Below are 21,276 nucleotides of genomic sequence, written 5' to 3'. Positions count from 1 at the left end.
CCATATGAGTAGTCACTCCGAGCGGTACGCCGCTTTCCGCCGGCGCCAGGCCGCCTCCAGCCCCGCCATCGAGGCCTTCCAGGGCCTCTACGGGTTCGAGTTCGACCCGTTCCAGGTCAGGGCCTGCCGGGTCCTGGAGAACGGCCACGGGGTGCTGGTGGCCGCCCCGACCGGCTCCGGCAAGACCGTGGTCGGCGAGTTCGCCGTGCACCTGGCCCTGTCCGAGGGCACCAAGTGCTTCTACACCACGCCCATCAAGGCCCTGTCCAACCAGAAGTACAACGACCTGGTCAAGCGCTACGGCGCCGACCGGGTCGGACTGCTGACCGGTGACAACAGCGTCAACGGCGAGGCCCCCGTGGTCGTCATGACCACCGAGGTGCTGCGCAACATGCTCTACGAGGGCTCCTCCACCCTCGGCGGGCTCGCCTACGTGGTGATGGACGAGGTCCACTACCTCGCCGACCGCTTCCGTGGCGCTGTGTGGGAGGAGGTCATCATCCACCTGCCCGAGTCGGTGCGCATGGTGGCCCTCTCCGCGACCGTCAGCAACGCCGAGGAGTTCGGCGAGTGGCTGCAGCAGGTGCGCGGCGACACCACCGTCATCGTCGACGAGAAGCGCCCGGTGCCGCTGTGGCAGCACGTCATGGTCGGCAACCGCGTCCACGACCTGTTCGTGGACATGGAGGAGGACACCGGCCAGGAGGAGGAGCCCGACTCCGGCGGCCACCGCGGCAAGGGCAAGCGCAAGAGGGAGAGGCGCCGCCCGCAGCAGCACCGGGAGATCGAGGTCGGCGGCCAGAGGCTGCGGATCAACCCGTCCCTGATCCGGTTCGCCGAGGAGGACTCCCGGATCACCCAGCTGGCCGACCGGCGGCGCCACCCGCAGTCCAGGGCGCGGGGCAGCATCCGCCCGCGCTCGCGTTTCGCGCCGCCCTCCCGGACGGCCATCATCGAGGAACTCGACGACGACGGGCTGCTGCCCGCCATCACCTTCATCTTCAGCCGCGCGGGCTGCGACGACGCCGTCCGCCAGTGCGTGGCCTCCGGCCTGGTGCTCACCAGCCCGGAGGAGGCCGCCGAGATCCGCGAGTACGCGGAGACCCGGTGCGCCGACATCCCCCCGGCCGACCTGGCCGTGCTCGGCTTCGACCAGTGGCTCCGCGCCCTGGAGGCGGGCATCTCCTCCCACCACGCGGGGATGCTCCCCACGTTCAAGGAGATCGTCGAGCACCTGTTCTCCCGGGGGCTCATCCGCGCCGTGTTCGCCACGGAGACCCTCGCCCTGGGCATCAACATGCCCGCGCGGACCGTGGTCATCGAGAAGCTCGACAAGTGGAACGGCGAGGCCCACGTCCGGCTCACCCCGGGCGAGTACACGCAGCTCACCGGCCGTGCCGGACGCCGCGGCATCGACGTGGAGGGCCACGCCGTCGTCGTGTGGCAGGCAGGGACCGACCCCGAGGCCGTCGCCAGCCTCGCGGGCACCCGCACCTACCCGCTCAACTCCAGCTTCCAGCCGTCCTACAACATGGCGGTCAACCTGGTCGGCCAGGTCGGCCGCCGGCGCAGCCGCACCATGCTGGAGGAGTCCTTCGCCCAGTTCCAGGCCGACCGCGCCGTGGTCGGCCTGGTCAAGCAGCTGCGCAAGCACGAGGAGGCGCTGGACGGCTACGCCAAGGCCGCCGAATGCCACCTGGGCGACTTCATGGAGTACGCCTCGCTGCGCCGCGCCCTGAGCGACCGCGAGTCCATGCTCTCCAAGACCCGTTCGGCCCAGCGGCGCGACGAGGCCCTGGAGAGCCTGGAGAAGCTGCGGCCGGGCGACATCATCCGCATCCCGTCGGGCCGCTTCTCCGGACACGCCGTGGTGCTCGACCCCGGGCTGCGCCACGACCTGCCCGCACCGCTGGTGCTCACGGCGGACAAGCAGGTCAAGCGGATCAACGCCAGCGACTTCACCGTTCCCGTGCATCCGTCCGGGCGGATGCGCATCCCCAAGTCCTTCTCCGCCAAGTCGCCCAGGTCCCGCCAGGACCTGGCCTCCACGCTGCGCAACAAGCTCAAGGAGCGCGGCACCGACCCGGTCTACGAGCGGGGCGGACGCGACGCGGGCGAGGACGCCGAGGTGCTGCGGCTGCGCACCGCGCTGCGCGAGCACCCCTGCCACGGGTGCGCGGACCGCGAGGACCACGCCCGCTGGGCGGAGCGGTACTTCCGGCTGACCCGTGAGACCGACTCGCTGCGCCGCCGGGTCGAGGGGCGCTCGCACGTCATCTCCCGCACCTTCGACCGGGTGTGCGGCGTCCTGGAGGACCTGGAGTACCTGTCCGGGGACAGTGTGTCCGACGACGGTTCGCGTCTGGCCAAGATCTACTCGGAGCTGGACCTGCTCGTCGCCGAGTGCCTGCGCCGGGGGGTCTGGAAGGGCCTCAACCCGGTGGAGCTGGCCGCGTGCGTGGCGTCCCTGGTCTACGAGGCGCGACGCAACGACGACGCCTACCCCCGCATCCCCTCCGGCCCGGTCGAGACGACCCTCGCCGAGATGGTGCGGCTGTGGGGCGAGCTCAACGAGGTCGAGGCCCGGCACCGGGTGTCGTTCCTGCGCCAGCCGGACCTGGGGTTCGTGTGGACGGCGCACCGGTGGGCGCGCGGCGACCGGCTGGACGACATCCTGCGCCAGGCGGACATGCCCGCGGGCGACTTCGTGCGCACCGCCAAGATGCTGGTGGACATGCTCAGCCAGATCGCCGGGGCGACCGGTGACGCGGAGGTGCGCTCCACCTCGCGCAAGGCCGCCGACCTGGTGCGCCGCGGAGTGGTCGCCTACTCCTCGTTCAACTAGGAGCGTAGGCGCGTTCCGCGCTGCGGCCGGTCCTGTGGGGTCGGCCGCAGCGGGGAACACCCGCGGCCGCGGGGGCGTTCGTCGCATTGCGGGACCCCGGTGGTCGCAGCCGCTCCCGGCCGGGTCCATTATGGGAGACGCACGGGACCCCCGACACAGGGGCCTGTAGTTCGCAAGACACCTGAAACGAGGCTCGAACAGTGCTGCGCACCCTCATCAACGGCAAGATCCACCGCGCCACGGTCACCCAGGCCGACCTGCACTACGTCGGCTCCGTCACGATCGACGCCGACCTGATGGACGCCGCCGACATCGTCGACGGGGAGCAGGTCCACATCGTCGACATCGACAACGGAGCCCGCCTGGTCACCTACGCCCTCGTCGGGGAGCGCGGCAGCGGGGTCATCGGCATCAACGGGGCCGCCGCCCGTCTGGTCAGCCCCGGCGACCTCGTCATCATCATCGGCTACGCCCAGGTGGACGAGGCCGAGCGCGCCGAGCACGTCCAGCACATCGTGCACGTGGACCGCGACAACAGGATCGTCAAGCTGGGCAACGACCCGGCGGAGCCGGTCCCCGGCGACGCGACACTCGTCGCCGGGCGCTGACCGGCCCGGACACGCACGAGGCGGACGCCCGTGCCGGCGCCCACGGCGTCGGCACGGGCGTCCTGTCCGTGCAGCGGCTTTCGGAGCGCACCTACAACCCTTGCAAACTGGCCGATTCCGGCCTGATCGGTCCTCCCGGCGGCGGGTATGCCCACAGTCGGCATGGACGACACAGGAGACGAGGAACAGCGCCGGATCGCCGAGCACATCGAATGGCAGAAGCAGGGGGCGTGGGTCGTCGTCTGGGGGGCCTACACCCGCTGCTTCTGGGCCTACGCGTGCTGGCCGGTGGTCCCCGAGAGCGGCGTCGTCATCAGTGCGCGCGACCCGCACAACCTCTACGCCGAGATGCGCTACGTCGAGCGCGAGCACGACTTCCTGCGCTGGCGCTACGGCCGCGCCTAGGGCGTGTTCCGTGGATGCTGTCCGTCGCGAGCGGCGTATCCGGTGCGTTCATCGCAAGGCCGAAGAAGGAGTCAGGGTGGGGTCCTGTCGACAGAGGAGAACGCCGCGAGGGGCGTGCCGGGGCGACGCGCAGCAGGGCGAGTGTCCGCGGAACACGCCCTAGGAGGGTGCCTGCTCTTTCGGCCCGAACGCACTCGTTTCGCTCACGCGCCCGGACGGGGGCCACGGTAGGGCGTTCGCGCGTCGCGCAGGAGGCGCCGCGGGCGGCGGGGCCGCGCCGCCCGGCGCGGGCCCTGCGCGTACCGCCGCCGTCCGCCTCAGGGGCGCCCGGAGGAACCAGGGCCCCGTGGCACGCATACGCCCCGCCCCAGCGGACAGACCAGACGTATGGGAACCCTCTACCTCGCCCTCTCCGCCGCCCCCGCCAGACCGGAGGAGACGGCCCCCGACCTGGTCCGCCTGCTCCAGGGGAGGGGGTGGCGGGTCACCGTCCTGTGCACGCCGACGGGCGCCCGCTTCCACGACCTCGACGCCCTGGAGGCGCTGACCGGCGAACCGGTCGGCGTGGACTTCCGCCGTCCCGGAACGGGCACGAGCCTGCCCCCTCCGGACGCGGTCCTCGCCTGCCCCTGGTCGTTCAACAGCACGAACAGGACCGCCCTCGGCCTCACCGACACGTTCGCCGTCGCGCTCGTCTGCGAGATGATCGGGCGCGGCGTCCCCACGCTCCTGGTCCCCAAGACGGGGGACGGGCTCGCGGGCCATCCCGCCCTGGGCCGCAGTCTCCGGCTCCTGGACGAGATCCCCCACGTCACGCTGCTGCGCGATCCCGCCCACGGACTTCCTGCGTGGCACCGGGTGGCCGACGCCCTCGCCGGGGTGGCCGCGCCGTGAGGAGCCGTCGGGCCCGGCCCCTGTCCTGCCCGGGGGCGGAGGCGCGTCCGCTGCCCGGGGGAGCGGGGCCGCTGCCGCAGTTCACGGGGGCGGGAACCGCCCCCGTGGGGCGGGGACCCGACGCGCCCGTCCCCCTGAGCGGCCGGTTACGATTCCTCCGTAGATAGGACGAATCGGAGAGCAGGCCTCGTGTCGACAGAAAACGCTCATGTCGGGGAGGCCCTCCCCGAGGAGGCTCGCGCCCGCATCCAGCGCCGCACCGTCCTCGTCCTCATGCTCGCCCAGGTGGTCGGCGGCATCGGCATGGGCGCCATGCTCGCCGTGGGCGCGCTCATCGCGCTCGACCTGTCCGGCTCGGACGCCTGGTCCGGTATGGCCACCACCATGATCACCCTGGGCGCCGCCGTGTTCGCCCTGCCGCTGGCGTCGCTGGCCGCCCGCCGGGGCCGCCGTCCCGGCCTGGCGCTGGGCTGGATGCTCGGCGCCGTCGGCGGGACCATCGTCATCGCCGCCACGGTCCTGGAGGCGTTCGCCCTCTTCCTCCTCGGGATGGTGCTCGTCGGAGCGGGGACCGCGACCAACCTCCAGTCCAGGCACGCGGCCGCGGACCTGGCGTCCGAGGCCACGCGCGGCCGCGACCTGTCCGTCGTGGTGTGGGCGACCACCGTCGGCTCGGTGGCGGGTCCCAACCTCATCGGCCCCAGCGGGAGGCTCGCCGCCCTCCTCGGGCTCCCCGAGCTGCTCGGCCCCGTGGTCTTCACCACCACCGGGTTCGTCCTGGGAGCGGTCCTGATCTTCGCCCTGCTGCGCCCCGACCCCCTGCGCACGGCCACCGCCGAGCTGGCCCGCAGCGGAGCCCCCGCCGGTGTACGGCTGTCCGTGCCCGGAGCCCTGCGCGTCGTCGGGCGCAGCCCGGGAGCCCTCCTCGCGATCGTGGGCATTGTCGCCAGCCACACGGTGATGGTCGCGGTCATGACGATGACGCCCGTGCACATGTCGCACCACGGCGCCGCGCTGACCGTCATCGGCCTGACCATCTCCCTGCACATCGCCGGCATGTACGGCCTGTCGCCGGTGGTGGGCTGGCTCACCGACCGGTTCGGCCGGGTCCCGGTGCTCCTCACCGGCCAGGTGATCCTGCTGGTCGCGACCGCGGTGTCCGGGACGGCCGGGCACGACGAGGTGCTCGTGACGACGGGGCTGGTGCTCCTGGGGCTGGGCTGGTCCTTCGGCCTGGTGGCGGGGACGGCCCTGCTGGCCGAGTCGCTGTCGGCGGACGTGCGCCCGCGGGTGCAGGGGGTCAGCGACCTCACCATGAACCTGGGCGGCGCCGCGGCGGGAGCGCTGTCCGGTGTCGTGCTGGCCCAGGCGGGGTTCGGCGGACTCAACCTGTTCGCGGCGCTGTTCACCCTGCCCGTGTTCGTGCTCGCGGTGCGCGCCCTGGCGGCCCGTTCCCGGAGCACCCCGCGGACGCCGTGAACCGGGCCCCGTAAAAACATCCGGACCTTTACCGGAAACGCCCCCGCAGCTGTCCTACGAGCCCCCGGACCGCGGTTACCGTGCAGTTTTGGGGCGTCTACCGGCCTCGGTGGGCGGATTCCGCTGACAGGGGGTGTTCTCAATGACCGGTCGAGAGCCCGAGGACGGGGCGGGGGAAGCGTCGGAACCGCGTCCCGACCCGGTGAACCACCACCCGCCGGAGGAGTGGAGGCCCGGGGACCCCGGGGACCCGGTCGAGGGCGGCCGGCAGCCCCCCGGCGAACCGCCGCACGAGTTCCCCCACCACGATCCGCACATGCGGCAGCCCCCTCCGGGCGGGGAGGGGCAGGGGTACACCTCCCAGGACCCGCCCCAGGGCGGGCACTCCGGCAGGGACCGGCCCTTCGGGGCGCACCCCTACCGGGAGCAGCCCTACGGCGACCACCCGCAGGAGGACGGCGCACCGGGGGAGACCCCCGCCGGCGGATCGTCCGCGCCGGACACGGGTGAACTCTCCGAGGGACCCAACGGGCCCGCGCAGGCGGGCTACGAGCACGAGGGGTACCCGCCCGGCTACGGGGAGACGGACACCTCGGAGGCCGGCGCGGGAGGGGCCCCGGAGGGAGGCCCGCTCCCCGGGGACCGGAGCTCAGGCCAGGGACCCGGTTACGGCGAGGCGGGCGGCTACCCGTCCGGCCAGGGGCCCGGGTTCGCGTCGGACCCCGGATACGCGGCCCACCACGACCCCGGACAGGGCTACGGGCAGGGGCCCGGGTACGGCCCGGGCCAGCCGCCCGGGTACGGCCCGCCGGGCTACGGGCAGGGACCCGCCTACGGCCAGGGCTGGCAGCCGCAGCCCGGCTACACCTATCCGCCCCAGGGCGGTTACGGACCGCCGGAGACCAGACCCACGCCCTGGGGCAAGATCATCGGGATCGGCTGCGGCGTCCTGCTGCTCCTGCTCCTGCTCGGCGGCGGGTGCACGGCCATCGCGCTGATCTCGGCGGGCGTCGGCGACCGGGCAACGGAAGGGTCCGGGGAGCGGGCCCCCGGCGACGAGGGGCTGACCGAGACCCGGGGCGCGGAGGTCACCGCCGGCGAGACCGACTTCGAGCCCAGTCCGCTCTACGCCGAGGGCGTCTACACGAGCGTCTCCGTCTCGGTCACCAACTCCGGCGAGGAACAGCTGGACGTCAACCCGCTCTACTTCAGCATCGTCGACGAGGAGGGCTCGGTCCACAGCACCAGCGAGGCCATCGGCATGGACGCCAACGAGCTCGGCGCGCAGACCCTCGCCCCGGGACAGACCACGTCCGGGGCGGTCACGGTCGAGGGCCGGGTGGACGCGGCGCGCGTCGTCTTCGAGCCCTTCTACAGCGGCCCGGTCGAGGCGCCGGTCACCTGAGGCCGGCGGCGGGGCACAGGACCCCGGGCTGTGCGCAGGCGTGCGTCAGGGAGCCAGGGCGGGGTCGCGCAGCCACTCGGACAGGGCCTCCTGGCGCTCGCCGTCGCACTTGAGGGGGCAGGTGGTGCAGTAGCCGTGCTCGGGGTCGCCCTTGTAGTCGAAGCAGCACGTGCCCCGTACGGCCCAGGTCCCGCGCGGGTTCTCCGGGGCGAAGGGGAACAGGCGGGGCCGCTTGCGGGTCACGGCGCCCGCCTCGACCACGGCGTCCGCCAGCCGGGTGGCCAGCCCCCAGGCATCCTCGGCGTCGCGGCCCAGGTACCGGGCCGGGTTGAGCATGTAGAAGTGCAGGGTGTCGAGCACCCACCCCCACAGGGTGCGCCTGCCCGCGCGCGAGTGCGCGTGCAGGGCCTCGATCAGGGGCGAGAAGGTGGCGAACAGGCCCTCGGCGGCCAGGTGCAGCTGGTCGTCCTCGTCCCGGGCGACCACCGTCCCGGGACGGCCCGCGGCCGGGTCGTCCGGCAGCACCGCCAGCAGGGTGTCGACCGACGCGGGGGTGCGGAACCGCGCCTGGACGGTGTCCCAGGGCAGGTACAGGCGGTCCGGGGACAGCACCGGCGCGCGCCCGGTCAGGTACAGGGAGGCGGAGACCAGGAAGATGGGCTCGCGGAGGGTGACCCGGAGGAAGTTGGTGGCGGCCGGGAGCCGGTGCCCGGGACCGTGCTCGGTCTGCAGCTTGTCGAACAGGACCGGCAGCCAGCCCTCCGACGCCAGGGCGTCGGACCGGTACCAGTGCACGCCGCCGACCGTGTGGGAGTGCAGGTCGTCGAGGGTGACGAGGGCGGGCAGAGGCGCGAACCTGAGCCCCGCGCAGGCGTCGCGGAGCGTGTCGAGCGGGTCTGGAGTCACCGCGGAACCTGCCCTTCGTCGCTGATGCCGTCGTGTCCGGGGGTGCGTTGTCGCAGTTCACACCCCGGGGGTACGGGTACATCTGCGTCTCTTAAGTGAGGCTACCCTAACGAGTGGTGATGTCGCAATGAACGTCGGGGTGACCCGGATCCTTCCCCGAAGCGCGGTCGGAAAGTCCGGTTCGCTCAAAATCTGGGCAGTTTTAGTCTTTTGTCCGCTGTTTCGGGTGTCAGGGACGGGCGGTGCGGGGCCGCGGGAGCGCCGTCGCCACCGCGGCCCCGCACCGGATCACGCCGTCCTCGGGGCGCGTGCCCCGCGTCCGCGGGGGCGGCGGTACTTGAGCCACCACTCCACGAACAGCAGGGGGAGCACGGTGTTGAGGAAGGCCGCGCCCGGGGCGATGTCCAGGATCAGCGCCTCCATGTCACCGCCGTAGCCCGACTCCAGGCGGGGCAGCACAGCGAGCATCAGCAGGGGCACGCTCACCCTGGCGAGGGGGATGGACAGGATCAGCGCGAAGCTGCGCAGCATCCACTCCCGGTGCACGCCGTACCGGCGCCTGCGGGCCATCGTGTAGCCGATCGCGGTGAAGGCCAGCCACGAGAGGGCCCACACGGTGTTGATGAGGGCGACCGAGGTCCCGCCGTGGCTGTACGGCGCGATGAGCAGGGCCGGAACCCCGACGAAGGGGACGCCGAGCATGACGTAGGCGCGCCCGCTCCACCGGTGCACGGCGGGGTGCGCCAGGCGCAGCCAGGGCCACACCTGGAGGGTCACCAGTGCCATGAGCACGGTGCCGCCGAAGATGTGCGTCAGCAGCATCGGGTAGTACCAGCCCGGTTCCTCCCAGATCGGGATGGGCGCGGTCGCGGGGTCCAGCCGCGCGTAGGGCGGGACGGAGAACGCGGCGAAGGTCCCGCAGAGCAGGGCCAGCGGTGCGATCCAGGGGCGCTCCCACCAGCGCGCGGCGGGCCGCTCGCGAACGGCGCCCGTTCCGGGGGGCTTCGCGGTGGAGGTGGTCATGGGTCTTCTCCTCTGTCGTGAGGGGGCGAGGAGCGGGGCAGGGCTCGTGGTGGCGCGGCAGTCGCGGGTCAGCGGCTGAGCCGCCGGAAGCGCCGCACGGCCAGGGGCGCGGCCATGGCGACGGTGAGGACCGGGACGGCCAGCGCCAGCAGGAGGGCGTTCTCCGAGGGCCAGGCGTCGGAGGGCAGCGACGGGTTCCCGAACAGGTCGCGGGTGGCGGTGACCACCGCCGAGAGCGGGTTCCACTCGGACACCGGGGCCAGCCAGGACGGCATCGCCGAGGAGGGGATGAAGCTCGTCGAGAGCATGGTGACCGGGAAGACCAGCGGGTAGACGACCATGCTCACCGCGTCGGGAGTGGGAAGCAGAAGGCCCATGAGCACCCCCAGCCACACCAGGGCCAGCCGGAAGAGCAGGAGCACCCCGATCGCGGCGGCGGCGCCCCCGGGGCCGTCCTCGGCGCGCCAGCCCATCGCCAGCCCGACGAGGAGCAGCACGGCCACCTCGGCGCCCGCGCGGGCCATGTCGGTCAGGACGCGGGCGCCCAGCACGGCCACCGGGGACATGGGGAGCGTGCGGAAGCGGCTCATCACGTCGCGGTCGGTGTCGCGGGCGATGCCGGAGGCGGTGCCGCCGACGCCGTAGACCATGACCATCGCGACCATCGCCGGGACCAGGAACGCCCGGTAGCCGTCCGTCCCCGGCGGCGCCATCACGTCCCCGAACACGTAGCCGAAGAGCAGGACCATCATGACCGGCATGGTGATCGCGATGGCCGGCTCGAAGGGGTCGCGCGCCATGTGCAGGAGGTTGCGGCGGGTCAGGACCAGGGTGTCGGAGACCGCCTTGCGCCACCCGCGGCGGGCACCCGGCGGGCGGGGCGGGCCGTCCCCGGGCGGGGTCGGGCGGGGCGTGGTTCCGAGGCCGGCGGCGGTCATCGGTACTCCTTCCGGAGGGTGTCGTCGGAGGCGGTCGGGTCCCCGGTGCCCCCGCCGGAGCGGTCGGCGGCGGGCTCCCCGGTGAGGGCGAGGAAGACCTCGTCCAGGCTGGGGCGGCGCACGCCGACGTCCTCCACCCGCAGGCCCGAGCCGTCCAGAGCGCGGACCACCGCGGTCAGCACGGCCATGCGGTCCCCGGCGGGGACGCTGACGCGCTGCTCACGGCGGTGGACGCCGACCGCCCCGGGGACGGCGGAGCGCAGGAGTTCGGCGGTGGCCTCCAGGTCGGCGGGGTCGCGGACGATCACGTCGACGCGGTCGCCGCCCGCCCTGGACTTGAGGGAGTCGGGCGTGCCCTCGGCGATGACCCGGCCGCGGTCGATCACGGCGACGGAGTCGGCGAGCCGGTCCGCCTCCTCCATGTACTGGGTCGTGAGGAGCACGGTCGTGCCGGAGGCCACCAGGGCGCGGACCGACTCCCAGACCTGGAGGCGGCTGCGCGGGTCGAGCCCCGTGGTGGGCTCGTCCAGGAACAGCACGCTGGGCCCCTGGACGAGGCTCACGGCCAGGTCGAGGCGGCGGCGCATGCCGCCGGAGTAGCCGTCGGCGCGCCGGTCGGCGGCCCCGACCAGGTCGAAGCGCTCCAGGAGGGCCTCGGCGCGGTCCGCGGCCTCGCGGGGGCCGAACCCGTACAGGCGGCTGAACATGACGAGGTTCTCGCGGCCGGTGAGGAGTTCGTCCACCGACGCGTACTGGCCGGTCAGGCCGATCCTGGTGCGGACCAGGTCGGCCTGGGCGACCACGTCGTACCCCGCGACGAGGGCGTGCCCGGCGTCGGGGCGCAGCAGCGTGGCCAGGGTGCGCACGACGGTGGTCTTGCCGGCGCCGTTGGGCCCGAGCAGGCCGAGGACGGTCCCGGGCGGGACCGTCAGGTCGACGCCGTCCAGGGCCCGGGTGGAGCCGTAGCGCTTGCGGAGCCCCCGGGCGCTGATGGCCGGGGTCGGGTGGGTCATGGCGTGCGCCCTCTCAACTGTTTATCTCATACACGTATTAGTGTAATAGATACACAGTTTTAGGATGGGTGTCAACGCGACCTGGAAGCCGAAGGGGCGCAGCCGACGACTGGTGGGGTATGACGACCGAGCAGCAGCCGACGAGCCGGACGACGCGGGAGGTGGACCTCCTGTGGGGCCTGGACCGGCCCGCGCCCAGACGCGGGCCCCGGCCCAAGCTCAGCCGGGAGGCCGTCGTCGACGCCGCCGTCGCCGTCGCGGACGCGGAGGGCCTGGAGGCCGTCTCCATGCAGCGGGTCGCCAAGGAGCTCGGCTACACCACGATGTCCCTCTACCGGCACGTGGACAGCAAGGAGGACATGCTCGTCCTCATGAGCGACCGGGCCATGGACGGGACGCCGCCCGCGCCGCGTCCGGACCGGGGGTGGCGGGCCGGGGTCGAGGAGTGGGTCCACGAGGTGATGGAGGTGTACCGCCGCCATCCCTGGGCGATCCAGCTCCCGCTCAGCGGGCCGCCCGTCGGGCCCAACGGCCTCCGGTGGATGGAGGCGGGCCTGCGCGAGGTCGTCCGCTCGGGGCTCGACGTCGGGGGCGCGCTCCAGATGCTCTCGATGCTCTCCTCCCTGCTGCGCGACACGCTCCGCCTGGAGGCGGACATGGCGCGCGCGGCCAGGGAGGCGGGGAGCACGATGGCCGAGGCCGAGCGCGACTACAGCGTGGGCCTGCGCAAGGTCGTCACCCGCGAGGAGTTCCCCACGATCGCGATGATGCTGCAGAGCGCGGTGCTGGAGGAGGAGCCGCCTCAGGGGCGTCCGGACCGGCTCGGCGGTCCCGCGGAGGAGTTCGACTTCTCCCTCCACCGCGTCCTGGACGGCATCGAGGTCCACGTCGGACGGCTGCGCGCCGAGCGGGAGGCCGGGGACGGGGACGCGCCCACCCGCTAGCCGCGCTCCCGCGGGACACGCGACCCGTGCGCCACGGGCCGGGGCCCCGCTCCGGGGGCCGCGGCGCGGGGGAGGACGGCCGGCGCCCGCCCCCGCGACCGGTCAGCGCACCAGCACCAGGTGGTGCCTGGCCAGCACCGCCACGATCTCCGCGGCCCGCTCCGGGGCCACCCCCGCGCGGTCGGCCAGCGCGCCCACCGTCAGCGAGCGCTCCTGCGCCAGCACCGCCAGGACCGGCTCCACCTCGGCGGGGAACCGGTACCGCCGCCCGCTCACCGAGACCGCGACCCGCCCGTCCTCGCGGACGAGCGGCGGGGGCAGGACAGGCACGAACTCCACCCGGGCGTCCTCCGGCGGCGCCCCCTCCTGGACGGGCCACGGGAGCGAGAACGACGTCCGGCGCGGGAACCGGGCGTCCCGCTCCGCCAGGAAGTCGTCCACGCCCCACTCCTCGGCCAGCTCCACCAGCCGCGCCGCCAGCTCGTGCTGGTGCTTGCGCCGCACGTCGGGGTCGGAGAAGCGGGGCAGGTCCCGCCGGAACCCCTCCTCGGCGAACAGCCGCCGCACCAGCGCGTCCGCCCAGTCCACCCCGGTCGCGCGGGTGAACCCGAAGGTCAGGTGCATGCTCACGTCGCCCGTCCCGGTCACGGTGTGCCACCAGCCGCGCGGCACGTGGATCACCTGGCCGGGGCGCAGGACCCCCTCCCACACCAGGTGCAGCCCGCCGTCGGCGTCGCGGGGGGGTTCGTGGTCGTGCTCCAGGTCGTTCTTCATCGGGAAGGGGCGCGAACCGGGGCCGTGCACCTGCCAGTGCTTGGTGCCCTCCACCTGCACGATCACGGTGTCGTGGTCGTCCCAGTGGGTGTCGAAGCCGCGCGACTCGCCCCAGATCAGGTACAGGTTGGCCTGCGCGCGCTCGCGCACGAGCCGCATCAGGTCGTCGGCCGCGGCCCCCACGGGCGGGTGCATCCTGTCGACCCCGTCCAGGACCAGGCTCGCCCCCGCGCGCAGTTCCCGGTAGAGCGCCTCGGGGCGCACCACCCGGCGCTCGGTCCGCGAGGCGGTCGCCGTCTCGGTGTAGCGGTCGACCGGGACGGGCGACCCGTCGCGGTGGAGGCGCAGTCTCGGCGGTTCCGGCGAGCACGCGGCCAGCAGTCCGTTGAGGTCGTCGAAGGTCAGCAGCGAGCGCACCGCCTCCGCCCCCAGGTCGGCGAAGACGAACTCCTCCGACAGGCGCGTGGTGAGGGCCTCCCGCCCCACGATGTCGCACAGCGTCCGGGTGAACAGGTGGCCGGGGTCGGTCACGGGTCGTCCTTTCCGTACAAGGGGGCGGGGGCGCCGCCCGGCCCGGTCGCCCGGGCCGGGCGGCGCCCCGGTCCCGAAATCAGATGAAGTCGGAACTGGAGTCGGTACCGTCGCTGTCGCCGCCCGCGGTGATGTCGCGCGACGTCACGTCGGCCAGGTCCTCGATCTCGACCTCGATGGGGTCCATACGCACCGCACCTCGCTTTCTGTGTGCTTCTCGTGCTGTTTCCTCTGTCCAGGGCCGCCCGCGCGCGTCAGCGCGGGGACAGCCCCGTTCGGTGGGCCGCGAACGCGTGCGCGTCGGCGGCCAGTCCCACCGCCCGGCCGACCGCGCGCGGGCCGTGCCCGACGTCGCGTTCGTACCGGAGCAGGACCGGTGGGCGCCCCCCGTCCCGCGCGGCCGCCAGGAGCGCCGCGCACATCTTGCGCGGGTGGGCGGCGTCGGTGCGGGTGTCGCCGTGGAAGCCGGTGAGCAGGACGTCCGGGAAGTCCGGCCGCGGCGTGCGCGCGGCGGCCTCCAGGGCCCGGTGGTAGGGGGAGTAGGACATCAGGGCGGCGAAGTCGTCCGGGTCGGCGGCGGTGCCGAACTCCCGCGTCCACATCCGGCCCAGGCCCATCCGCTCGAACCGGGCCATGTCCGCGAGCGGCGCCGAGGCGATCACGGCCCCGCACAGGTCGGGACGGGCGGTCGCCGCGGCCAGGACGAGCAGGCCGCCCGCCGATCCGCCGGACAGGCACAGCCGGTCCCGTGTGCACAGCCCCGCCGCGACCAGGGCGTCGGCGGAGGCCACCAGGTCCTCGACGGCGCGCGGTTTGGCGCGGCCGGATCCGGCCAGGTGCCACGCGCGGCCGGCGTCGCCGCCCCCGCGCACGTGGGCGACGGCGTACCGCCCCCCGGCGAGCAGCCAGGCCAGGACCGTGGCGCTGAACCCGAACTGGCGCGGGCGGCCGAAGCCCCCGTAGGCGTGCAGGATGGTCGGGGCGGGGCCGGAGGGATCGGGCGGACCCGCGCCCGCCGCGTCGAACACCGTGACGGGGACCCTCGTGCCGTCCTCGGAGCCGCACCACAGCACGGTGCGCTCCACGGCGGGGGAGGGCGGGGCGTCCGGGGCGCCCGGGGGCCAGGGGCCGGGCCGCCGCTCCCCGGGCGCCAGGCGCAGGATCCGCTGCTGGGCGGCCACGTCCGCGTACGCCAGGTACACCGATCCGTCGGGGGCGGTCTCGGGGGTGGAGACCATGCCCTCGCCCGGCAGGTCCACGGGGTGCAGGAGCGCGCCGGTGCGGGCGTCGTGGACGGAGGCCTCGCTGATCCCCAGGCGGGTGCGCGACACGAACAGCGCCGGGGCGTCGGCCCCTTCGCCGGGGGAGCGCGCCAGGACCGCGAACGCGTCCAGGGTGGCGCCGCTCTCCTGCGCCACCACCTCGGTCCAGTGCTCCACCCCGGGTTCTTCCGGGGAGACCGCGCAGATGCGCCTCCAGGGCGCTCCCAGGGTGGTGCGCAGGTACAGGAGGCCGTCCGGGCCCAGTCGGGCCTCGGTCTCGCCCTCCTCGCCCACCTGGACGGGTCTCAGCGCGGGTCGCGCGGTCCGGCCGCCGGACAGGTCGGCGAGCCACAGGTCGGTGCGGTGCCCGGTGCCGTGGCTCTCGGTGACCAGCAGCCACCGGCCGCCCAGGACGCGGACCCCGGGCACGGTGCCGGGGGCGGTGCAGGCGTGGACGAGCGTCTCCGCCCCGTCGCGGACGCGGCGCAGCCAGAGGCCGCGCACCCCCCGCTCGCCGTCGCGGCGCACGTAGAAGAACGAGGGGTCGCCCTCGGGGGCCCACGCGACGTGGGAGTAGCGCACCCCCGGCACCTGCGGTCCGCACGGGTCGCCGGTGGCGGTGGAGAGCACCCGCAGGATCCCGCGCTCGACGCCGCCGCGGGAGGTCTGCACGGCGACCATGTCGCCGCCGGGGCCGGGTTCCCAGGCGTCCAGGGTGGTGCGTCCGGTGGGGTCCTCCGCCGCGGGGTCGTAGACGGTGCGCGGGGGCGCCGACCCCTCCAGCGCGACGAGGCGGGGGTGTTCGCTCCCGGCGGGGCGCACGGTGGCGAAGGCCCTGCCGGGCCGGTGCGCGGGGACGCTCCACAGGTCGGTGGCCACGAGGGAGCGGATCCGCTCGGCCAGGTGCTCGCGCAGGGGCCAGGCGGCGGCCTCGCGCTCGTACTCGCGGCGGCGCTCGTCGAGCCAGCGGGCGGTCTCGGGGGAGTCGGGGGTCTCGAGCCAGCGGTGGGGGTCGGCGACCCGGCGGCCGTGCAGGGTGTCGACGACGGGGCCGGGGGCGAGGGCTGCTCCGGGGGCTCGGTTGGGCACCATCACATGGTTCAGGTGGGCCGAGTCGGCGGTCAAGCAACAGCTACCTCACCCACAGGAACACGAATATGTCCGACTGGTCAGGTTTATGCACCGTTTGGTGAAGTGTGAGGGCTCGCGTCCCTTGTGGGCGGAGCGGGTCCGAACGGGTAGGACCCCGGACGCGGGACGGCCCCGTCCCGCGGACTCGACGGGCACACCGCCCGGGACCGGGAGGAGAGCATGGAGGAGACGGTGGAGCGGCGCGGGGCGCCGCTCGGTCGGTCCGTCCTGGCGGCGGCGGGGTTCGCCGCGGCCGTCGCGGCGGTGGCGGCCGTGGGCGGGGCGGCGGCGAGCGGGTCGGGCGCGGTCTACGCGGGACTGGAGCTGCCGGCCTGGGCGCCGCCCGCCTGGCTGTTCGGCCCCGTCTGGACCGCGCTGTACGTGGTGATCGCGCTGGCCGGATGGCTGGTGTGGAGGGCCTCCGGGCTGCTGGGGGCTCCGGCCTTCTTCGCCGTCTACGCCCTCCAGCTCGTGCTCAACGCGGCGTGGACCCCGCTGTTCTTCGGCGCGGGCCTGTACGCCGCGGCGCTCGCCGACATCATCGCCCTGGCCGTGGCGGTGGCCGCCGCGATCGCCCTGGGCCGCCGGCACAACACCGCCGCGGCGCTGCTGCTCGTGCCGTACCTGCTGTGGGTGCTCTTCGCCGCCGCCCTCAACCTCGCGATCGCGCTGGCGAACTGAGCCCCGCCCGCCGGCCCGGTGAACAGGGGAGGGGCGGCTCCCCGCGTCGCGCGGGGAACCGCCCACGGCTCGAAGAGCCGGAGGGACCGCTCAGGCGTTGGCGGGGTGGCCGATGGCCAGACCGCTCTCCTGGTCGAAGAAGTGCAGCTGGCTCACGTCCACCGACAGGCTGACCTTGCTGCCGGGGCGCACCTGGCTGCGGGGGCTCACCCGGGCGGTGAAGAGCGAGCGGTCGCCGCCCAGGGGCAGCGCGGCCTCGGCGCTCTCCTCGTCGTCGCCCGCGGCGTCCCGGGCCAGCGCGGTGGCGTCCTCGTGGCGCACCGGCGGGGCGTCGACGCCGAAGATGATGTTGATCTCGGTGCCCAGCTCCTCGGTGACGCCCGCGGTCACCTCGATGCGGGGGTCGCCGTTGCCGTCGAACTCGGCGTCGTTGAAGTCCGAGGGGCGGATGCCCAGGATGACCGAGCGGCCCAGGTAGTCGCGCAGCTTCGGACGGGCGTCCAGGACGCCCGCGGGGACGGGCAGCTTGTGCTCGGCGAACGTGAGGGTCGCCCCGCTGCCGTCGGCGGTCAGCTCGGCGTCGACGAAGTTCATCGCGGGCGAGCCGATGAAGCCGGCCACGAACAGGTTGACGGGGGAGTCGAACAGGCGCTTGGGGGTGTCGACCTGCTGGAGCCGGCCGTCGCGCAGCACCGCGACCCGGTCGCCGAGGGTCATGGCCTCGATCTGGTCGTGGGTGACGTAGACCGTGGTGACGCCCAGGCGCTCGTGGAGCTGGTTGAGGGAGGCGCGCATCTGCACGCGCAGCTTGGCGTCCAGGTTGGACAGCGGCTCGTCCATGAGGAACGCGCGCGGCTCGCGCACGATCGCGCGGCCCATGGCCACGCGCTGGCGCTGACCGCCGGAGAGCGCGCCCGGCTTGCGCTTGAGGTAGGGCTCCAGGCCCAGCATCTCGGCCGCCTCCTGCACGCGGCGGGCGATCTCGGGCTTGGCGACCTTGCGCAGCTTCAGGCCGAAGGCCAGGTTCTGCTCGACGCTCATGTGGGGGTAGAGCGCGTAGTTCTGGAAGACCATCGCGATGTCGCGGTCCTTCGGCGGGCGGTCGTTGACGATCTCGTCGCCGATGACCAGGGTACCGGCGGAGATCTCCTCCAGGCCGGCGATCATGCGCAGCGCGGTGGACTTGCCGCAGCCGGACGGGCCGACGAGCACCATGAACTCGCCGTCCTCGATCTTCAGGTTCAGGTCGTCGACGGCCTTGACGTCGCCGCCGTAGATCTTGTCAACGCCCTCAAGGACGATCTCCGCCATGGTTTCAGCTCCCGCGCTGGGCTCGAGGTGGGGGTGACGGGGATCTCGTGGCCGAAGGTCCGCGTCACCCGACCCGGTGTTTCCGAAGTTGATCGAAACGGGCCGATTTACTGATCACATCAGACACGATCGTGATCGAAAAGTCCAGGCTTGGCCTGATGTCGATCCGATTGCGGTCAGACACAAACGACACCGGTCCAGCTGGCGTGGCGGCCCCAGGTGCGTTAGCCTGTCCGACGGTTCATCGCTATCTCCCCTCCAGACGCTCGAAGCGGCGGTCACGACACGGCAGCCGGGTTGAGGCATCCGGTTGGGGAGTCTGGGTAACCTAACGACCAGTCCAGCACTGGACGGACCGGTTGTGCGGCCCCCGCTCGTCCGATCGGACGCTGCATCACGCGCCAGGTGCAGTTGGGATCGGGTGAGGGGCGGAGTACCACGACCGGGCGGGGGGTTGGACCCGGAAAAGGCCCGGACATCCAGTAGACAACGGTCTTCCGAGCTCGCCGCCGACGGGACGGAGCCGGTCCGAAGGGTGGCTCGGGCCTTTTCCGCGTCCCCCCAATATGCTGACCGCCAGCACTTCACCCGCCAGCGGAAAGCGAGCACCCCACGTGGTTGCCGAGCACATCGAGCAGGGCGACGCCCCCGGCTCCGACAGACCCTCGCCGGGACCGGAGGGGCGGGAGCGGACGGCGAACCCGGGACGCTCCCTCGCCTCCGCGCTGATGCCGGGACACCGCTGGGGACGCCTCGACCTCCTGTGGCGCGTACTCGCCGCGGTCGGCTCCGGCCTCGCACAGCTCCTCGCCCTGCCGCCCTTCGGCCTGTGGTGGCTGGGACCCCTCAGCGCGGCCCTGCTCGCCTTCGCCGTCGCCGGGACCCGCATGCGCCGCGCCGCCTGGATCGGCGCCCTCGCCGGAGGCACCCTCATGGTGCCGCTGGTGCACTGGCAGGACATCTTCGGCGTGGACGTGTGGCTGGCCATCGCCGGCGCCGAGACCGTCTACTTCCTCCCCATGGCCATGGGCGTGGCGCTCGTCATGCGCCTGCCCGGCTGGCCGCTCTGGACCGCGGCGCTGTGGGTGGCCCAGGAGGCCGTGCGCGCCCGCTGGCCCCTGGGCGGCTTCCCCTGGGGCAAGCTCGCCTTCGCCCAGCCCGACACGCCCTTCGTCGGCTACGCCGCCCTGGGCTCCTCCGCACTCGTCTCCTTCGCCGTCGCCCTCACCGGCGGGCTGCTGCTGTGGAGCGCGCTGCGCGCGGCCCACGCCCTCCTCGGCGCGCGGGGAACGGCGCCGGACGCCCCACCGGCCCCGCCGCCCCGCACCGGGTGGATCGGCGCGGCCGCCGGACTGGCCGCCTGCGCCGTCATCGTCGCCGGGGGCTCCCTGGCCCCCGCGATCGGCCGCCCCGCCGTCGACGACACCGTCACCGTCGGCATGGTCCAGGGCAACGTGCCCAACGTCGGCCAGATGTCCATCCTCGGCGAGCGCATGCAGGTGCTCAACAACCACGCCGACGGCGTCCACGAGCTCGCCGCCGCCGTCCGCGAGGGGGAGTACCCCCGGCCGGACATGGTGCTGCTGCCCGAGAACGCCACCGACATCGACCCCTTCCGCGACCCGGTCGCCCGTGAGGTCATCGACGCCGCCGCGGCCGACGCGGGCGTCCCCCTGCTGTGGGGCATGAGCCGCTTCAACGACGACGGCACCCGCTACGTCAGCAGTGTCGTCTGGGACCCGCAGACCGGGCCGGGCGAGCTGTACGACAAGCGCTACCTGGTGCCGTTCGGCGAGTACGTCCCCTACCGCGACTTCTTCACGCGGTTCGTCGACCGCCTGCAGCAGGTCAGCTCCGACGCCGTCCCGGGCAGCGAACCCGGGGCCCTGGACGTGGCCGGCACCACGCTGGCCGTCGGCATCTGCTTCGACGTCGCCTTCGACCCGCCGGTGCGCGAGTCCGTGGCCGCGGGCGGGCAGGTCATCGTCATCCCCACCAACAACGCCAACTACAACTTCACCGGCCAGTCCGACCAGCAGCTCGCCATCACCCAGCTGCGCGCGGTCGAGCACGGCCGCCCGGCGGTGGTCGTCTCCACCAGCGGCGTCAGCGCCGTGGTGGACCCCGACGGCAGCGTCGTCTACCGGTCCCCCGAGGGCGAGCCCGACATCCACGTGGCCGAGCTCGACGCCATGGACGGCACCACGGTGGCCACCCGGCTCGGCGCCGCCCCCGAGGCGGCCCTGAGCGCCCTCGGCCTGGCCGCGGTCGCCGCCGCCCTCGTGATCGGCCGCCGCCGGGCCTGAGGGCGCCACGGGACCCGCGCCGGGACGCCCCGCCGGGGCGTCCGGCGCGTTCGCCCGCGGATGAGCGGGCCCCGTCGGGGAACCATCGGGGCCCCGGGCGCGTTCACCCCTGTAAGGGAGGACCCGTTGGCCGACGACCCTGAGGATGGTTCCGCATGCCGCTGCTGACAGTGCTGGCGCTCATGGCGCTGCCCTTCCTCGAAGTGTGGCTGATGATCGTGGTGGGCGGCTGGATCGGTGTCCCCTGGACACTGGCGGCACTGGTCTCGCTGATGGTCCTGGGCGTGGCTGTGCTGCGCCGGGCCGGGACCAAGGCCTTCCAGGACGCCGACAGGGCCATGCGCTCCGGTGAGCCGCCGCGCGGCGGCCTGCTCGACCCGCTCATGCTGATGGCGGGGGGCGTCCTGCTCGTCATCCCCGGCTTCATCACCGCCGCGCTCGGACTCCTGCTCGCCCTGCCGTTCACCCGGCCGGCGCTGCGCTGGGCGTTCGCCGGATGGGCGCAGCGGCGGATGAGGAAGATGCAGGACCGCGTGAACCAGGAGTTCGTCGTGCAGGGCGTCGGCGTCCCCGGACAGGGCGGACGCGCGGGCGACCCCTTCGGAGGAGGCCCCGGAGCCGCCCCCTTCGGCCGCCGTCCCGGAGCCGACGCGGCGGGGGACGCCCCCGCGTCCGACCGCGGACGCGTCATCCAGGGCAGGTTCGAGCCCACCGACGGGGACGACGACACCCCCAGATGATCCATCCACCTCCCGGGGCAGGCGCGCTCCCGGGAGCGACGAGGCCCGCCGCGGATCGCCCCACGGCGGGCCTCGTCACG

Annotated in this window: 17 protein-coding genes; 10 read left to right on the top strand and 7 right to left on the bottom strand. The window is 73.8% G+C overall.

What is annotated here, in order from left to right:
* Window positions 1–4 precede the first annotated feature (4 nt).
* The 6 genes from ACQPYD_RS21580 to ACQPYD_RS21555 all read left to right on the top strand — a co-directional run bounded on the left by ACQPYD_RS21580 (window position 5) and on the right by ACQPYD_RS21555 (window position 7,636).
* Window positions 5–2,845: a DEAD/DEAH box helicase gene (locus ACQPYD_RS21580; RefSeq protein ID WP_433697408.1), complete on the top strand. Its 2,841-nt coding sequence runs from the start codon at window positions 5–7 to the stop codon at window positions 2,843–2,845.
* A 200-nt stretch (window positions 2,846–3,045) separates the two neighbouring features.
* Window positions 3,046–3,453 (top strand): aspartate 1-decarboxylase, encoded by a 408-nt coding sequence (panD, locus tag ACQPYD_RS21575; RefSeq protein WP_330161564.1) that lies wholly within the window; start codon window positions 3,046–3,048, stop codon window positions 3,451–3,453.
* Window positions 3,454–3,600: 147 nt separating this feature from the next.
* The gene (locus ACQPYD_RS21570; RefSeq protein ID WP_378553801.1) at window positions 3,601–3,858 is read left to right on the top strand and encodes a hypothetical protein; all 258 of its coding nucleotides are present in this window, start codon (window positions 3,601–3,603) and stop codon (window positions 3,856–3,858) included.
* Window positions 3,859–4,245: 387 nt separating this feature from the next.
* Window positions 4,246–4,752, top strand: coding sequence for a flavoprotein (locus ACQPYD_RS21565; RefSeq protein WP_433697407.1), 507 nt, complete (start codon window positions 4,246–4,248; stop codon window positions 4,750–4,752).
* A 273-nt stretch (window positions 4,753–5,025) separates the two neighbouring features.
* A complete protein-coding gene (locus ACQPYD_RS21560) occupies window positions 5,026–6,231 on the top strand; it encodes an MFS transporter (protein WP_433702097.1) in 1,206 nt (401 codons plus the stop codon).
* A 142-nt stretch (window positions 6,232–6,373) separates the two neighbouring features.
* Window positions 6,374–7,636 (top strand): DUF4352 domain-containing protein, encoded by a 1,263-nt coding sequence (locus ACQPYD_RS21555; RefSeq protein ID WP_433697406.1) that lies wholly within the window; start codon window positions 6,374–6,376, stop codon window positions 7,634–7,636.
* A gap of 45 nt (window positions 7,637–7,681) precedes the next feature.
* Here the strand turns inward: ACQPYD_RS21555 and ACQPYD_RS21550 are convergent, their stop codons facing one another.
* The 4 genes from ACQPYD_RS21550 to ACQPYD_RS21535 all read right to left on the bottom strand — a co-directional run bounded on the left by ACQPYD_RS21550 (window position 7,682) and on the right by ACQPYD_RS21535 (window position 11,516).
* Window positions 7,682–8,542, bottom strand: a complete 861-nt coding sequence (locus ACQPYD_RS21550; RefSeq protein ID WP_433697405.1) for a (2Fe-2S)-binding protein — start codon at window positions 8,540–8,542, stop codon at window positions 7,682–7,684.
* 288 nt (window positions 8,543–8,830) lie between these two features.
* Window positions 8,831–9,565: a DUF2306 domain-containing protein gene (locus ACQPYD_RS21545; protein ID WP_433697404.1), complete on the bottom strand. Its 735-nt coding sequence runs from the start codon at window positions 9,563–9,565 to the stop codon at window positions 8,831–8,833.
* 68 nt (window positions 9,566–9,633) lie between these two features.
* Entirely contained in the window at window positions 9,634–10,503 is an 870-nt protein-coding gene (locus tag ACQPYD_RS21540; RefSeq protein ID WP_433697403.1) for an ABC transporter permease, read from the bottom strand.
* Entirely contained in the window at window positions 10,500–11,516 is a 1,017-nt protein-coding gene (locus tag ACQPYD_RS21535) for an ATP-binding cassette domain-containing protein (RefSeq protein WP_433697402.1), read from the bottom strand. The genes ACQPYD_RS21540 and ACQPYD_RS21535 overlap by 4 nt, the downstream gene beginning before the upstream one ends.
* Window positions 11,517–11,635: 119 nt before the next feature.
* Here ACQPYD_RS21535 and ACQPYD_RS21530 point away from each other — a divergent pair, with 119 nt between their 5' ends.
* Window positions 11,636–12,460: a TetR/AcrR family transcriptional regulator gene (locus ACQPYD_RS21530; RefSeq protein ID WP_433697401.1), complete on the top strand. Its 825-nt coding sequence runs from the start codon at window positions 11,636–11,638 to the stop codon at window positions 12,458–12,460.
* 102 nt (window positions 12,461–12,562) lie between these two features.
* Here the strand turns inward: ACQPYD_RS21530 and ACQPYD_RS21525 are convergent, their stop codons facing one another.
* A complete protein-coding gene (locus ACQPYD_RS21525) occupies window positions 12,563–13,765 on the bottom strand; it encodes a JmjC domain-containing protein (RefSeq protein ID WP_433697400.1) in 1,203 nt (400 codons plus the stop codon).
* A 254-nt stretch (window positions 13,766–14,019) separates the two neighbouring features.
* Complete coding sequence (locus ACQPYD_RS21520) at window positions 14,020–16,119, bottom strand: prolyl oligopeptidase family serine peptidase (protein ID WP_433702096.1); 2,100 nt, start codon at window positions 16,117–16,119, stop codon at window positions 14,020–14,022.
* 219 nt (window positions 16,120–16,338) lie between these two features.
* Between ACQPYD_RS21520 and ACQPYD_RS21515 the strand changes: the two genes are divergently transcribed.
* Window positions 16,339–16,839: a TspO/MBR family protein gene (locus ACQPYD_RS21515; protein ID WP_433697399.1), complete on the top strand. Its 501-nt coding sequence runs from the start codon at window positions 16,339–16,341 to the stop codon at window positions 16,837–16,839.
* A 90-nt stretch (window positions 16,840–16,929) separates the two neighbouring features.
* Here ACQPYD_RS21515 and ACQPYD_RS21510 read toward each other — a convergent pair whose 3' ends face one another.
* Window positions 16,930–18,150, bottom strand: coding sequence for an ABC transporter ATP-binding protein (locus ACQPYD_RS21510; protein ID WP_433697398.1), 1,221 nt, complete (start codon window positions 18,148–18,150; stop codon window positions 16,930–16,932).
* Between the two features lie 614 nt (window positions 18,151–18,764).
* Between ACQPYD_RS21510 and lnt the strand changes: the two genes are divergently transcribed.
* Both lnt and ACQPYD_RS21500 read left to right on the top strand, forming a co-directional pair.
* Window positions 18,765–20,456, top strand: coding sequence for an apolipoprotein N-acyltransferase (gene lnt, locus ACQPYD_RS21505; RefSeq protein WP_433697397.1), 1,692 nt, complete (start codon window positions 18,765–18,767; stop codon window positions 20,454–20,456).
* Window positions 20,457–20,611: 155 nt separating this feature from the next.
* On the top strand, window positions 20,612–21,196 hold the full coding sequence (locus ACQPYD_RS21500) for an FxsA family protein (RefSeq protein WP_267945292.1): 585 nt from the start codon (window positions 20,612–20,614) through the stop codon (window positions 21,194–21,196).
* The last annotated feature ends 80 nt before the right edge of the window (window positions 21,197–21,276 follow it).

This window comes from Nocardiopsis sp. CA-288880 (assembly GCF_050955985.1).
In the GTDB taxonomy this organism is placed as follows: Bacteria; Actinomycetota; Actinomycetes; order Streptosporangiales; family Streptosporangiaceae; genus Nocardiopsis; species Nocardiopsis tropica.
This window is presented reverse-complemented; position numbering and strand designations above follow the sequence as displayed.

What these genes read in the sequence shown, in the direction of transcription:
- ACQPYD_RS21500 (WP_267945292.1), top strand. Translation starts at nt 20,612, where the DNA reads ATGCCGCTGCTGACAGTGCTGGCGCTCATGGCGCTGCCCTTCCTCGAA.
- ACQPYD_RS21510 (WP_433697398.1), bottom strand. Translation starts at nt 18,150, where the DNA reads ATGGCGGAGATCGTCCTTGAGGGCGTTGACAAGATCTACGGCGGCGAC.
- ACQPYD_RS21570 (WP_378553801.1), top strand. Translation starts at nt 3,601, where the DNA reads ATGCCCACAGTCGGCATGGACGACACAGGAGACGAGGAACAGCGCCGG.
- ACQPYD_RS21560 (WP_433702097.1), top strand. Translation starts at nt 5,026, where the DNA reads ATGCTCGCCCAGGTGGTCGGCGGCATCGGCATGGGCGCCATGCTCGCC.
- ACQPYD_RS21580 (WP_433697408.1), top strand. Translation starts at nt 5, where the DNA reads ATGAGTAGTCACTCCGAGCGGTACGCCGCTTTCCGCCGGCGCCAGGCC.
- ACQPYD_RS21520 (WP_433702096.1), bottom strand. Translation starts at nt 16,119, where the DNA reads ATGGTGCCCAACCGAGCCCCCGGAGCAGCCCTCGCCCCCGGCCCCGTC.
- ACQPYD_RS21530 (WP_433697401.1), top strand. Translation starts at nt 11,636, where the DNA reads ATGACGACCGAGCAGCAGCCGACGAGCCGGACGACGCGGGAGGTGGAC.
- ACQPYD_RS21535 (WP_433697402.1), bottom strand. Translation starts at nt 11,516, where the DNA reads ATGACCCACCCGACCCCGGCCATCAGCGCCCGGGGGCTCCGCAAGCGC.
- ACQPYD_RS21555 (WP_433697406.1), top strand. Translation starts at nt 6,374, where the DNA reads ATGACCGGTCGAGAGCCCGAGGACGGGGCGGGGGAAGCGTCGGAACCG.
- ACQPYD_RS21515 (WP_433697399.1), top strand. Translation starts at nt 16,339, where the DNA reads ATGGAGGAGACGGTGGAGCGGCGCGGGGCGCCGCTCGGTCGGTCCGTC.
- ACQPYD_RS21540 (WP_433697403.1), bottom strand. Translation starts at nt 10,503, where the DNA reads ATGACCGCCGCCGGCCTCGGAACCACGCCCCGCCCGACCCCGCCCGGG.
- ACQPYD_RS21545 (WP_433697404.1), bottom strand. Translation starts at nt 9,565, where the DNA reads ATGACCACCTCCACCGCGAAGCCCCCCGGAACGGGCGCCGTTCGCGAG.
- ACQPYD_RS21565 (WP_433697407.1), top strand. Translation starts at nt 4,246, where the DNA reads ATGGGAACCCTCTACCTCGCCCTCTCCGCCGCCCCCGCCAGACCGGAG.